The following is a 14,089-nucleotide window of genomic DNA, read 5'->3' as shown; positions in this document are numbered from 1 at the left end:
CTCACTGACTCCTGATAGCCCAGAACTGCAACTGCAACTCCGGGAAGTCGCCGCTGATATGGAAGCCGAAGCTCTTCGCGCCCCTTGGCATCAGCGTTGGCCAGTTGGCCGCGGTGCGATCGAGCTGGAAGTAGGTGAAGCCGGCATGGAACGGCAGGTGCCTAGGCGCCACGGGCAGCGGGCTGAGGGGAATGCCCGGCAGTTGCAGGCGGATCAGCTCGGGCAGTTTTTCCTGGGAAGCCACCTTGGCCTGCAGCAGGAACAGGTGGCGCATTCTTTCCAGCGGCATGCGGGCATTCACGGCGAGGATGAAGTCGGCTCCGTCCATCAGGCTGTCGTCGTTGACCTGCGCGGTGAGCATGCCGTGTCGCTGCCGCACCAGCGGCAGCGACACGGCGCGCAGTTGCAGCACGGTGCCGAGCAGCCGGCGCAGGGTCTGCTCCAGCATGAGGAAGGTGTTTTTCGGGCTGTCGTGCTGGTACGCGGGGAATTCAGGCGCGAGGCGCGACTCATCGATGCAGGTGGCCAGCTCGCCGCTCGCCTGGCCGCAGGCGAGGTAGGCATCCAGCGGCCGCACATCCGGATCCCGGGCCAGGTGGCGGAACTGGTGCTGCCAGCGGTTGAGCGCCTGCAGCAGGCTGAAGTCGGTGAAGTCGGCGACGCCCGACTGGCCTGGCGAACCGATGCGCTGGGCGATGCTCTTGGCCCGCTCATGCATCAGCGAGGAAATTTCCTCCATGAAGTGCGCCAGCGGGCGAATGGCGTGGAGGTACAGGCCGGTGATGTAGAAGCCGCTATCCATGAGCAGCCGGCCATCGGGCTGCAGGTCGAGGATGCGGCCCAGTGCCAGGCTGGTGAAGGCGCTGCGGTCGGCGCGCTCCAGGGCCAGTTGCAGGTTCGGCACGGCCAGGTCCAGCGGCGTGTGGTCACCCTGGTAGCTGTGGGTATCGCGGACCTCCTCCGAACGCAGCAGGTAGCGGGCATCGCCCTGGCTGTCCGGCCAGCGCACTTGCCCGCTGCCGTCCGAGCGCAACGGCAGGGTGAGGTAGACGGTCTGGTTGGCCGCGCTGGCGTCGGGAATGGCCAGCGGATCCGGTGGCGGCTGGTCATGGGGAATATCGAACGGCGTACCGTCCGGCATGATGCCGCGGGCACGAACGATGGCGATCTTGCCGAAGGCGAGGAACTCCTGGTTCAGCTCCAGCTCGCTGAAGCCAAACCCGTAGCGGCTGCCGCTGCGGGCGTTGATGCAGTGCTCCAGGTAACGGTTGGCCTGCTGGAAATGCTGGGGCTTGACGAAGAGGCCTTCGCCCCAGACGACGGGATTACGGGTGGTCATCAGTAGGATCTCGCGGGGTTGCGGAGGCCGGCGGGGGCAGGCGCGGGTCGGTAGCTTTCATCGGTGATCACCACGCGGCTGCCCTGCAGCATCACCATGAGCGGGTACTTGCGGCCGCGCGATTCGATGCGGAACACGTCATGCCAGCGTTCGGCATTGGGGTCGTGGAAATCGGCGACCACCGCGACGTAGCGGGTGTCCTCGTCGACTTCGGCAAACTCGATGAACTTGAACTGGCCGGGCACGAGGATGTAGTCGTCGGAGGCCAGCAGCGTGCTGCCCAGGGCCTTTTCAGGCGCGCTGCGAAGTCGCTCGGGATCGGCGTTTTCGAGCATGGAGTCGTCCTTCAACTGCAGGACGCGGAAGCCAATGGGTGTCGCGTTGCCCGGCATCACCCTCGCCTCGACAGCCCGGGCCAGGGCCGGGCCCTGGCCGTACTGGCCAAGATCCAGATCGCCCCGGGATTGCTCCTCAGCGGGAGGCGCCGGCAGTCCCTTTCGCAGCAACCAGTTCGAGGGCTGTGGCCAGCGTGATGCGCTGCTGTCGGTGAACAGCGTCTCGGGCTGTGACTTGCCGAGGGTCATGGGCGGTGCGTGTTCATCGACGACCAGGCCTGGAATGGCCAGGCGCTGGCGGATGGCAAGTGCGCCAGCGATGTTGTCCCGCTCGTTCTCGAAATGCTCCGCCAAGGCACGCAGATGCCCGATCAGTTCGTCCTTGCTGGCGCTGCGCAGATTGACCGCGAACGGTCCGCGCCCCTGCATGTCCAGCGGCGCGGCCAGCATGTCTTCGTCGTCGGCCAGCGACGCCAGGCTGAGCGGGTTGGGATTGACGTCCGGACTGGCGTACAGGCTCAAGGCAACCTGCGAGAGCTGCTCGTGGGCGGTCCCGACCTGGATGGAAGGGTTCATCAGCACCTGGCCGCTCTTGGTCAGCACATTGCCCACGGTGCTGCAACCGCCAAGCGTGCCAGCGGCCAGCAGGAGCGCGATGGCCGATCTCATCATGCCTCCGCGCGCAAGGCCTGGTCGAAGGCCTGCTCGAAGACTTCCCAGAACAGCTTGTCGAAACCTTGCTGCCGGCCGGACTTCAGTTCCTCGTAATAGTGGCCGTACATGTGCCAGGCCCAGTCCGCCGTCGCCGCCTGCCCGCCGCGCGCCGGGCGATAGCGCTGGAACCGCTGCTCCAGCTGTTCGGGGGAGAACGCCTGCAGCAACGCGGCCAGCCCGGCGCTGATGGCCTGGTGCATGGCGATCTGCTGACGACGAAGCTGCTCCAGCGACTCTTCCACCGCCGCCGAAGGTGACAGGTGGACAACACTGCGCTCGGCGGCGAACAGTGCCCGCACGGTTTCCGGGTAGCCCTGCCCGAGGCGCAGCGGGTTGTCCTCGATGGGCTGCAGCGTACGTCCGGCCAGGGAAATGCGCTGGCGGTCATCGGCTGCCGGGGCATTCAGTGCAGCGAGGCCGCGAATCAGCGCGCCGATCGTGCGTCCTGCCTCGTTGAGCAGGGCATAGGCGTCGAGCTCGTCGACCGTTCCGACGGTTGCGCCAATACCGTCCACCAAAGGTTCGACCAGGCCTGCGGGCTGGGCCTGGCCGCAGAACTGACGTTGAATCCAGTCCTGGGCGGCGGGGTGCGAGCTGTCCTGCTCCGACATGAAGGTTTCTCCTGGGGCGTGCTTGGGGATGCCGTAGACGGCTTCGGATCGGGTCGTGGCGACGTCGGCCTGGGCGGCCATCGGCGTATGCCCGTAGTGATGGGAATCGAGGCTGTCCGCCGCGCCGCCACTGGCAACGTCGAGGGCCTTGAGGGGATCGAGCAGGCCCACCGGCCCATGGCGTTCGCCGAGTGCCTGGAACCCGGCCTGACCCGGTGACGGATGCGGTTCGCCATCGGCTTCCTGCGCTGCGGCCTCCGGAAGCGCGCTCATGAACTCGCCGGACATCTGGCCAAGGCCGGCGCCATGGCCGTCGGCATCGTCCGTCTCGCAAAACTCACGCCCCAGGTGCACGGAGATCCGGTACAGGCCGATATGCAGCTTGTCGCCATCGCTCAACTTGCCGTAGCTGCCGGTGCCGAGCGCCTGGGTCTGGTCGTTGACGCGGGTCTCGCCACAACTGTCGACGATCAGGAACCCACCGTCCTGGTAGCGGATCTCGCAGTGTTGGGGCCTGACCCTGGCGTGGCGGTCGGACAGCGTCCAGCTGGCACCCTGCGATCCGATGCTGCCGCCCCCGGTGCCGAACAGGTGCCGGGGCGTGCTGCCCTGCTGGAGCACCTGGGGGTTGTCCACTACCAGCAACAGGCGCTGGTTGGCGTTATTCAGAGTCATGTACGTACCGTGAGTCGAACGGGAGGTGGAGTGCGTCGTTGCGGCTGTTCGAGGAAGCTGGTCCAGCCCAGCTGGCAACCGCTGTCGCGCCCGAGGTTGAAGGCGGGAACTTCGTTGGCACGCAGCCGCAATTCGAGGTCGCAAGGGGTCTGGTCGCGCAGCAGGTAGGCGATCAGCATCCGTAGCCGTTCGAAGTTCTCGCCCTTGGGCAGGAACTCGCGAAAGCGCGCCTGCGACAGGTCCGAAATGATCAGGGTGAACTTGCAGTGCCGCGTGCGGACCCTGGCGCCGACACGGAAGCTGTCGCCCAGGCAGCCATTGCGCTGCCCAAGCCGGGTACGGGCAGGCAGTTCGATATCGGTGTCGCGCAGTTCGAAATCGCGAAGGCTGACGTCCTGCAGATCGAAGCAGTGGGCGACCAGCCCGGCGACCATGTCCGGCGAGCGACTGCGGTGCACCACCGCACCGGCGAAGCTGAGCAGGCGGCTCCAGGCAATCGGGGTGGCGCCGCGAATGGCGGTGTCCTTGAGCCCGACCAGGGCGAAGAGGCGTTGCGAAAGCCGGTCGCTCGCCCCTGGACGGAAGCGGATGTAATGCCGGTACTTGCGCCAGGCCTGGTGCAGCAGGGTCAGCAGGCGGTGGTTGAAGAAATCGAAGAATGCCGGGCGGATGCCTTCGCCCTGCCCGGCCTCGTAGGCCAGGCGTTCGAGGTAGTACGACGGCAGCGGCGAGTCGGGACCGTGCATGCCGAGGAAGGTCGCCTGCACCAGGTACTGATGCGGCAGGGCATCATCGAGACGCCGCGCCAGGGCAACGTCCGAGGCGGGAAACCCGACACCGGCGAAATTGCTCAGGAAAATGCGCTGGCGCTCAGGGGCGCAGGCATCGGCGGACTCCAGGTCATCGTCATGCAAGCCATGCAGGCGTTCGAGCAGACAGAAGAAGTCGTACCCCCGGGCGGTATCGAGCAGGTGCCCGCTCAGATCAGGGGCTGCGTGCCGCTGCGCATCGGCCATGCGTAGTGCTCCTGGTTCTTGAGGTTGGTGGCTTCCAGCACGTGGAAGGAGGAAATGCTGGCGTACACCGACAGGAAATGGCTGAGCACCGTGCCGAACAGGTACAGGTCGCCCTCGCAGGAGAATCCGTCCTGGTCGAGCTTGACCAGGGTGCGCAAGCCACGGATGGGCAGCGCCTTGAACATCCGGTCGATGGGCGCGGTCTGCACGTCCTGCAGGGCGCCCAGGCGCATCTGCGTGGCGCGGGAGCGCTGCAGGTCATGGTGGGCGGCGAAGTCGTAGGCACGGATAACCGCCTTCAAGGGCTCGGCCGAGAGCAGCGACAGGTAGGTGGGCGACAGGTTGGAGATCAGCGTCCACAGCAGGTCGCCATCCAGCACGGGCCGGTACGAAGGGGTCGGCGCGGTCAGGTTGCGGCACTCGACGAAGGTCGGCACATCCCCGGTGCGTACGCAGATGTCGCCTGCTGCCAGTGCCTGCGGCAGGTCGCGGTTGCTGCAGGTCAGCGAGAAGGAGACGGTTTCCTCCCGCCCGATGTAGTGCTGTTCATCGCTGCGCACGAATGAAACCCGGTGCTCGATACCGGCGTTCAGCAGCGACTGGGCAATGCGCGTGCGGTAGTAGAGGACGGTTTGCCCCCGCTCGAAGTCGATCTGGTGGCGCAGCGACTCGAACGGCTGGTAGGTCCGCAGCCAGGCACCAGGTTGATCGGAGGCCTCGCTTTTCCAGCCGTCGACGTGATCGATGCTGAAGATCTCGTAGGCATCGGGACGCTGGCCCGCCGGGCGCACACGATGATCGAGGGTCTTGCCGGTGAGCCGGACCGGCTCGGCGTCATGCTCGAAGAGATTGATGGCGGGCGCGCAGTACAAGGCCATGTCCCCGGTCTGTATGCGGATGTCGTTGGGCATGGGCCGGGTGAAGCGGAACTCCAGGCGAATGCGCTGCGTGCTGGTGGCAGGCCACAGGGCACGCAGGCCGGTGAGTCCGAAGAAGAAGTAGCGCCGGGGAAAGAGGAAGTACTCCTGCAGGATGCGGTAGCCATCCAGGGCGTTCTTCGGGTAGGGCAGCAAGGCCTCGTCCGGGCTGAATCCGGGAAACAGGATCTGGCTGGCAGGAATGTGCCTGACCAGGCCATCGCACTCCAGGCGCACATGGTCCAGGTAGCAGGACAGCCACAGGTACAAGGTCCGGGCGCAGTAGTCGCTGCCGCTCAGGTAGAAGTCCAGGCGGTCGCAGTCGTAGGTATCGGGCGGGTTCTGGCTCAGGGTCGCGAGGTCGACCCGCACCGTCGACTTCTCCAGGGAATGCACGTCGCTGATCTGGCTGATCTGCAGCGGATAGATATCGACGTGGGAGCAGGTGCGGAACTGGCACGCGACGCCGTCGACACCGAGCGAGCCCACGCGGGTGCCCCTGGCGATACGCTGGCGCACGGTGACCGAGCGGTCCGCAGGTGAGAACTGCATGATGGTGGCGCTGGGCAGCGGACGCAGGTAGTTCGGCCACAGCAGTTGCAGCAAGGAATGGGTCAGTTCGGGAAAGTCATCCTCGATCTTCAGGCGCAGCCTGGCCGTGAGGAACGCGAAGCCCTCCAGCAACCGCTCGACATCCGGGTCGCTGGCCTCCTCGCCGAGAAACCTGGCCAGTTGCGGGTTGTTGCGGGAAAACACGCGCCCGAGCCGGCGCAGATAATCCAGCTCGTCGCGAAACTTGCTCTTCAGTGACATCCAGCCTCCCTGACTGTGGTGCTCACAACACCTGGATCCGTTGTTGCCGCTGATGAACCAGCAGGTCGATCTCCACCTGCTCGGCCGCCTCCACCAGCGGGATCTGGCAATGCAGGCGAAAACACAGGCCCTGCGGCTGTTCGGCGGCAGCCAGAGGGCGTACCTCCAGGACCCGGACCCGCGGTTCGTAGCGCGTGATCATTTCGCCAATGTCCTGGCAGATCCGGTTCCTCAGCTCCAGCTGGCCGTTGCCCGCATCGTTCATGTCGGGCAGGCCCAGGTCGGGGCAGCTCTGCGAGCCACCCCGACGGGCATTGAGCAATTGCTCAAGGTTGTGCTTGATCGCCAGGATCCGTTCGGCGGCCTGCGCCTGACGGTTGTGCAAGCGCCGCGGTGGATGGTCCGGTTCCAGCCGCTGGAACAGGCTGGCCGGAGCCGAGACGGACGATCCCCTGGGGTTCACCGTCATTCCTTGTCGAGCCGGCCGACCAGCGACAGCTCGAAGTTGGCGCCCATGTACTTGAAGTGCGGGCGGACCGACAGCGACACCTGGTACCAGCCCGGATTACCCTCGACGTCGTGCACCTGGATCTGCGCCGCGCGCAGCGGCCGGCGGCTGCGCACATCGGAGGAAGGGCTTTCCTGGTCGGCAACGTACTGGCGGATCCAGTTGTTGAGCTCGCGCTCCAGGTCCGGACGCTCCTTCCAGCTGCCGATCTGCTCGCGCTGGAGGACCTTCAGGTAGTGGGCCAGGCGGTTGATGATCATCATGTAGGGCAGTTGCGTACCCAGCATGTAGTTGGTCTGCGCGGCCTGGCCTTCCGGGGTCTTGGCGAAGACCTTGGGGCGCTGGACCGAGTTGGCCGAGAAGAACGCCGCGTTGTCGCTGCCCTTGCGCATGGTCAGCGGGATGAAGCCTTCGCTCGACAGTTCGAACTCGCGGCGGTCGGAGACCAGCACTTCGGTGGGGATCTTGGCCTGGAGCTGGCCGAGGGACTCGTACAGGTGCACGGGCAGGTCATCGACGGTGCCACCGGACTGCGGGCCGATGATGTTCGGGCACCAGCGGTAGCGGGCGAAGCTGTCGACGATGCGGCTCGCCAGGGCGAACGATGTGTTGCCCCAGAGATAGTTGTCGTGGTTGCCGTCGATGGTCTCGCGATAGTCGAAGCTGCGTACCGGGCTTTCCAGCGGATCGTAGGGCTGGCGCAGCAGGAAGCGCGGCATGCTCAGGCCAAGGTAGCGGGCATCCTCGGAGTCCCGCAGGGCGCGCCATTTGGTAAAGCGCGGGCCGTCGAAGATGTCCTTCACTTCCTTGAGGTTGGGCAGCGCCTGGAAGGAATCCAGGTTGAACATTTCCGGGCCCGCAGCACCGAGGAACGGCGCGTGCGCCATGGCGCCGACGGAGGCGACGTAGCCGAGCAGCTTGATGTCGGGAGCCGACGGACCGAAGGTGTAGTTGCTGACCATGCAACCCACCGGCGAACCACCGAACTGGCCGTAGCCTGCGCTGTAGACGTGACGGTAGAGGCCGCTGCGGGTGATGTCGCTGGCGTTTTCGAAGTCGTCCAGCAGCTCGCTCTTGGTCACATGCAGCACGTCGATCAGGGTGTTTTCACGGAAGTCGGTGCGATCGACAAGGAACCGGAGCCCCCGCCAGCTCGACTCCAGCGCCTGGAATCCAGGGTTGTGCAGGACGACGTCCATCTGCTTGCCGATCCGCGCATCGATCTGAGCCAGCATCTGGTCGACCAGTTGCTTGTTGATGGGCTGCTGCCGGTCGGAAGACTTGAGCATCTCGGCGATGAAGGCCGCCACGCCGCGCTCGGCAATGGCATAGCCTTCCTGGCTGGGCTCGATTCGCGTGCGGGCGAGGATCTGGGCCAGCAGGCCACCTTCCTGAAGGGAGTCTTGTTGTTCTACGGCAGCGGAGTGCGCGTTTGTCATGCTCATGTCCTTTGAAACCTGAATGGATGAATGTCTCGCGCCGGTTCAGCCCTGGCTTTCGCCCAGCACGGCTTCCAGCTCCCTGGCGAGCTGGCCGCGCGCCGCCTCGTCACCCAGCATGGCCTGCAGCTGCTTGCGGAATTCCGGGACATTGCCCAGGGGCCCCTTGAGGGCGACCAGCGCCTCGCGCAGCTCCAGCAGCTTGTTCAGTTCGGGGATCTGCCGGGCGATGGCGTCCGGGCTGAAGTCATCGATGGAGCGGAACCTGAGATCGACATCCAGCGTGTCGTCCGCGCCCCCTGACAGGGTGTTGGGGAGGCTTTCCTTGAAGCCGATATCGCGCTCGGCCATGACATCGTTGAAATTGTCCTTGTCGATCCGGACCGCAATCCGGTCTTCGAGCGCAATGTCTTCTTCACGCCCGATGAAGTCCCCCGTCACCAGCAACCGAAGAGGAAGCTCGACCTCCTCCTGCTCGCCATTGGTGGCAGGAACGTAAGTGATATTGATGCGCTCCTTCGGGGCAATAGAACCTCTTTTATTCGCCATCAGGCACTTCTCCTTTTCCTTTGGAAGTCCGCTTTAGTTGTTCTTGACTCGCAGCAGCGCCTATATGAAGGCGCAATGAAATCCACAGGATCAGCGAACTCATCCAGTTACATAAAATTTCAAAAAAATCTGATTCGCGCCGTCCGCTTCCGAACTGGCACCAGCAAGTAATCCGCCGGGGCTGGCGCACCAGCCCACAGGCGCCGCCAAGACTAAAGCGCAGCCAAACAGCAAAAAAATAGGAATTCTCCTAAGAAATTGAAGGAAGCGTCCTCAAATTTTTGAAGTTTGACTTGAGGGAATTTTCCATAAAACCATCGGAATATTCCTATATACGAGCAGTCGACTTTGATGCTTTCTTCCCAGACTGTTGCGCGCCGATTTTCCGGCCATGCAATTTCAACTAAAACGGGCGCCGCAAGATGCTGAAGACAGTCCTTCGATAATGGACTTGCGCGCAACAGGGAAGTGATTCCTGCTTATGAAAGGTGAATTCCAACAATGATCACGGTCGATCCGGCTGCGCTATTAGAACGTCTGAGCCCCTGTTGCCGACAGGCACTGGAAGAGGCAGGCAACCTGTGTATCAGCCAGGGTGGCGCAGAGGTGACCGTCGCGCATGTGCTGACGGCGTTCCTCGACCAGCCCGCCTGCGATGTCCGCGTCACGCTCGGCAACGCGGGCATTGCCGTCGAGGCCGTTCGGCAGGCGTTGTCCAGCGCGTTCGAAGCCCGCTACGCCGGCCACGACCAATACCCCTCTTTCTCGCCGCTGCTCATCGAGGTCCTGCAGGACGCCTGGCTGCTCAGTTCGGTCGAACTGGAGCAGCCGCATATCCGTAGCGGCGCGGTGTTCCTCGCCGCCTTGCTAAACCCGGCACGCTATCTGCCGCTGGCGGCGATCCGGCTGTTCGACGAGATCAACCGCGAGGCATTGCGCAAAGGCTTCGCGACACTGCTGGCGACGTCGACGGAAGCCCTGCAGGCGACACCTGAATCAGCGCCCCTGCCAGGCCTGCCCGGCGAGGACAGCGCGCTGGCCCGGTTCGGCCACGACTTCACCGCCCAGGCCCGGGCCGGCCGCCTGGACCCTGTGCTGTGTCGCGATGCGGAGATGGACCTGATGGTCGATATCCTTGCCCGCCGGCGCAAGAACAACCCCATCGTGGTGGGCGATGCCGGGGTCGGCAAAAGCGCGGTGGTCGAGGGCCTGGCCCTGCGTATCGTGCAGGGCCGCGTGCCCGAGGCGCTGCTCAAGGTCGAACTCTGGGGGCTGGACCTCGGCGCCCTGCAGGCCGGCGCTTCGGTGAAGGGCGAGTTCGAGAAGCGCCTGAAGGCGGTCATCGACGAGATCAAGCGCTCCCCACGTCCGATCATCCTGTTCATCGACGAAGCCCATACCCTGATCGGTGCCGGCAACAGCGCCGGCGGCAGCGATGCCGCCAACCTGCTGAAACCGGCCCTGGCCCGGGGCGAACTGCGCACCATCGCGGCAACCACCTGGTCGGAGTACAAGAAGTATTTCGAGAAGGATCCGGCGCTGGCCCGCCGCTTCCAGCCGGTCAGGCTGGAGGAGCCATCTGCCGAACAGGCCGTGCACATCCTGCGTGGCCTGTGCCCGGTGTACGAGGCGACGCACCAGGTGTTCATCGCAGACGAGGCGCTGCAGGCCGCCGCCGCCCTGTCGGACCGCTACCTGTGCGGGCGCCAGCTACCGGACAAGGCTATCGACGTACTCGATACTGCCTGCGCCCGGGTCGCCTCGGCCCTGGCCGAGCCGCCACGCCGGCTTGGCGCGCTGGAAAACCAGCTCTGGCAGATCGACGCCGAGTCCACCCAACTGCTACGCGACGAACGCGCTGGCCGCCAGATCGTCCCAGGGCAACTGGAGGTGCTGGCCGGGAAGCGCAAGACCCTCGAACTCGACATCGAACAGCTGGGCCAGCAATGGGCAAGACAGAAAGCCCTGGTGGACGAGATCGTTGCACTGCGGGCCAACAGCGAGGACTCGCCCCGGTTGCTGGCAGACAAGGTCGGACAGCTGGCCGACCTCCAGCGCGAAGGCGCCCTGATCCACGCCGATGTCGGGGCGCAGCAGATCGCCCAGGTCATCGCCGACTGGACGGGCATTCCCGCCACCACCATCAGCAGCGACCAGATGGCCCGCGTGGAGCGCCTGCCGGCTGACCTGAGACAGCGCATCAAGGGCCAGGACGCCGCCCTGGACACCCTCTACCGGCACCTGCTCACCGCACTGGCAGACCTGCGCCGTCCAGGCACGCCCATGGGCGCCTTCCTGCTGGCAGGCCCCAGCGGGGTCGGCAAGACCGAGACGGCCCTGGCAGTGGCCGACTCGCTGTTCGGCGGCGAGCGCTTCCTCACCACCATCAACATGTCCGAGTACCAGGAGAAGTTCACCGTCTCCCGCCTGCTGGGCGCCCCACCCGGCTATGTGGGCTACGGCGAAGGAGGCGTGCTCACCGAGGCCATCCGCAAGCAGCCGTATTCGGTGGTGCTGCTCGACGAGGTGGAGAAAGCCCATCCGGATGTGCTCGACCTGTTCTACCAGGCCTTCGACAAGGGTGAACTGAACGACGGCGAAGGCCGCCGCATCGACTGCCGCAACGTGCTGTTCTTCCTCACTTCCAACCTGGGCTTCGACCAGGATGACGAAACGCTGCGGGACCTGGATGGCGATGCGCTGCGCCAGCGTCTCGCGGCGTTTTTCAAGCCGGCGCTGCTGGCACGGATGCAGATCGTGCCGTATCGCTACCTGAACGAGGAGGTGCTCGACGAGATCATCGACACCCGCCTGCAGCGCTTGCAGCAGCAACTCGACCAACGTCACCAGGCCACCCTGACGATCACCGGCAGCGCCCGCAACGAACTGCAGACGCGTTGCGCCCGGCATCGCAACGGCGCACGCATGCTCGATGCGATCATCGATGGCGAGTTGCTCCCGCCCCTGTCGCTGGCGGTACTGCAGAACCTGTCTCGCGGTGAACGCTTCCAGCGTGCAGAACTGGACTGGAACGATGGCGCCTTCGCGGCGACATTGGCCTGAGCCCGGAGGACGCATGAAACTGATGCGACTGACACTGCTGACGGCCACCCTGCTGGTGGGCTGCGACAGCAACGAGCCCGCCACTGCGGCAACCCACGACTGCACCCGGATCACTTCGGCACTCGAACGTCTTGCCTGCTTCGATGCAGCGGCCGGAACACCGCCCGGCGATCCTTCCCTTCCATCGCCAGCCACCGAACCCGTGGTCAAGGTGCCCGCCATCAGGCTTCTGGTCGAGGCCAACGAAGCAGGACGCCAGCCCGAGGAGACCGGGTCGAGGATCACCCGCAGCGCGGATGCCCTGCCAGGACAGGACAAGGTCATGATCACGGTCCCGGCGCTGACCGGCACCGCGCCCGACACCTACCTGGCGATCAGTTGCCTGTCGAACATTTCCCGGCTGCAGTTGCTGAGTGCCGAGCCATTGCCGGTGAACCACATCGACATCCGGCTCCTGCTGGACGGCCGCCCTGTAACGCCCAGGCGCACCTGGCAAGTACTGGAAGACGGCACGGTCAGCGATGCGGGCCGCGGCCTGGTGGCCATCGAGCAACTGAGACAGCTGACCCGACCGGGCGAACGACTGCAGATCGAAAGCGATCACGCTGCGTTCGACGGCATGGCCTTCGATGCCCGGGCCCTGGCCAGGCATATGTCCAGGCAGCGGGAGGCATGTCACTGGTGAAGCAACTTCCCCCACTGGACCTCAAGGCGCTGCTGAGCCCGCTGCATGCAAGCCAGCCAGCAGGCACCTTCGATGCCGAAGACCCGCTGTTCCAGGACATCGACCACGAGATGGTCAAGCTGGGCGGCCTGCAGGAGCGTGCCATCGACTGGGAGTTCGTCGATCTCAGCGCACGGCGCTACCTGAACGAACACTGCAAGCACTTCCGCATCGCCGGCCATCTGATGACGGCCCACCTGCGTACCAACAGCTGGCGCGGCTGGGCCGACGTCGCCGGCATCCTGGCCGGCATGGTGGAGAAGTACTGGGAAACCGGTCACCCCAAGCCGGGGCCCACGGGCTACCTGGGCAAGCGCCGCCTGGTCGGGAATTACCTGGAACGACTGGGCGACGCCCTGCCGGGGCTTGCGCGCAAGGGCTATGCCGAGGACTTCTACAAGGCTGCCCAGCAGGCACTCGACAGCCTCCAGGCCAGCGCCGCGCTGGCCGGGCTGAAGGTGGCAGACCTGAGCCGGCTGGAAAGCAAGCTGCGCCAGTACAGCGAAGCCAGCAGTGCCCCGGAGGTGACCGCGTCCAGGGTCAGCCTGCCCACGGGCAACGACGCGCTGGCCGAGACCTTCCTCACTCCCCCGCAACCTCTGCCGGGCAATGAACGGGAAAACCGCCGTTCGCTGCTCACCGCCGCAGAATTCATCAACCACCAGGACCTGTATGACCCGACCGGCTACCTGCTGCGCCGCTTCGCCCTGTGGGCCCACCTGCTCCAGGCGCCTCCGGCGCGCAACGAGAACCGCACGGAGCTGATGGCCGCCCCCGTGGACCTGGTGAGCGACTATGACAAGGCCCTGCACGGCAACGACATCAGCCCGACGCTGCTGCAGCGGATCGAGCGCAGCGTGACCGCCTCCCCGTACTGGCTGCGCGGCAGCTTCCTGTCGGCGGAGGTCGCCCGCAAGCTGGACATGCCGCGGGTCGCCGAAGCCATTCGCCAGGCCAGCGAACGTTTCGTCACCCGCCTGCCGGCCTTGACCGCACTGGCATTTTCCGATGGCCGTCCCTTCATCGATGACGACACCCAGGCCTGGCTGAGTGGGTCCACGCAAAACGCAGGGGCCGGCACCGGACTGGAATATCCGGCCTTGCGCGACGAACTGAGCCTGCTGCTCGACACCACGGGCGTGGAATCGATGCTGCGCACCCTCGAATCGACCCAGCAGCGCAACCCCGACCCGCGCCATTCCTGCCATGTGATGGCCATCGCCGCCGAGCTGCTCGCCTCCCGCGGGCTGAGCTGGCTGGCCGAGGGCCTGTATGCGCGGGCTCGCAGCGTCATGGACAGCGTCACCCTCCCCGCCTGGGAGCCGGAACTCTACGCATTGCTGGTGCAACACACCCCGGCTGGCGAACAACACAAGCATTGAACAG

Annotated in this window: 11 protein-coding genes; 3 read left to right on the top strand and 8 right to left on the bottom strand. The window is 65.3% G+C overall.

The genetic code is table 11. The annotated features are described in order from the left end of the window. Window position 1 precedes the first annotated feature (1 nt). The 8 genes from tssK to tssB are packed head-to-tail and all read right to left on the bottom strand — an operon-like array spanning window position 2 to window position 8,916. Window positions 2-1,339 (bottom strand): type VI secretion system baseplate subunit TssK, encoded by a 1,338-nt coding sequence (tssK, locus tag AC5QPF_RS02450; RefSeq protein ID WP_494961871.1) that lies wholly within the window; start codon window positions 1,337-1,339, stop codon window positions 2-4. Further along, window positions 1,339-2,343 carry a type VI secretion system lipoprotein TssJ gene (gene tssJ / locus AC5QPF_RS02445; protein WP_494961870.1) on the bottom strand — a complete coding sequence of 335 codons (1,005 nt, stop codon included), beginning with the start codon at window positions 2,341-2,343 and terminating at the stop codon, window positions 1,339-1,341. The genes tssK and tssJ overlap by 1 nt, the downstream gene beginning before the upstream one ends. Beyond that, window positions 2,343-3,674: a type VI secretion system-associated FHA domain protein TagH gene (gene tagH / locus AC5QPF_RS02440; RefSeq protein WP_494961869.1), complete on the bottom strand. Its 1,332-nt coding sequence runs from the start codon at window positions 3,672-3,674 to the stop codon at window positions 2,343-2,345. The genes tssJ and tagH overlap by 1 nt, the downstream gene beginning before the upstream one ends. Beyond that, complete coding sequence (tssG, locus tag AC5QPF_RS02435) at window positions 3,671-4,690, bottom strand: type VI secretion system baseplate subunit TssG (protein WP_494961868.1); 1,020 nt, start codon at window positions 4,688-4,690, stop codon at window positions 3,671-3,673. The genes tagH and tssG overlap by 4 nt, the downstream gene beginning before the upstream one ends. Beyond that, window positions 4,654-6,420, bottom strand: a complete 1,767-nt coding sequence (gene tssF / locus AC5QPF_RS02430; RefSeq protein ID WP_494961867.1) for a type VI secretion system baseplate subunit TssF — start codon at window positions 6,418-6,420, stop codon at window positions 4,654-4,656. The genes tssG and tssF overlap by 37 nt, the downstream gene beginning before the upstream one ends. Before the next feature lie 22 nt (window positions 6,421-6,442). Further along, entirely contained in the window at window positions 6,443-6,889 is a 447-nt protein-coding gene (gene tssE, locus AC5QPF_RS02425) for a type VI secretion system baseplate subunit TssE (RefSeq protein WP_494961866.1), read from the bottom strand. Further along, entirely contained in the window at window positions 6,886-8,367 is a 1,482-nt protein-coding gene (gene tssC / locus AC5QPF_RS02420) for a type VI secretion system contractile sheath large subunit (RefSeq protein ID WP_494961865.1), read from the bottom strand. Before tssC ends, tssE begins: the two co-directional genes overlap by 4 nt. Window positions 8,368-8,412: 45 nt before the next feature. Then, window positions 8,413-8,916, bottom strand: coding sequence for a type VI secretion system contractile sheath small subunit (tssB, locus tag AC5QPF_RS02415; RefSeq protein WP_494961864.1), 504 nt, complete (start codon window positions 8,914-8,916; stop codon window positions 8,413-8,415). A gap of 501 nt (window positions 8,917-9,417) precedes the next feature. On the opposite strand from tssB, the gene tssH reads away from it, so the two are divergent. The 3 genes from tssH to tssA are packed head-to-tail and all read left to right on the top strand — an operon-like array spanning window position 9,418 to window position 14,085. After that, a complete protein-coding gene (tssH, locus tag AC5QPF_RS02410; RefSeq protein ID WP_494961863.1) occupies window positions 9,418-11,979 on the top strand; it encodes a type VI secretion system ATPase TssH in 2,562 nt (853 codons plus the stop codon). Between the two features lie 13 nt (window positions 11,980-11,992). After that, the gene (gene vasI, locus AC5QPF_RS02405) at window positions 11,993-12,664 is read left to right on the top strand and encodes a type VI secretion system-associated protein VasI (protein WP_494961862.1); all 672 of its coding nucleotides are present in this window, start codon (window positions 11,993-11,995) and stop codon (window positions 12,662-12,664) included. After that, window positions 12,652-14,085, top strand: a complete 1,434-nt coding sequence (gene tssA, locus AC5QPF_RS02400; protein WP_494961861.1) for a type VI secretion system protein TssA — start codon at window positions 12,652-12,654, stop codon at window positions 14,083-14,085. Before vasI ends, tssA begins: the two co-directional genes overlap by 13 nt. The last annotated feature ends 4 nt before the right edge of the window (window positions 14,086-14,089 follow it).

This window comes from Pseudomonas sp. Con_6 (genome assembly GCF_059379395.1).
This window is presented reverse-complemented; position numbering and strand designations above follow the sequence as displayed.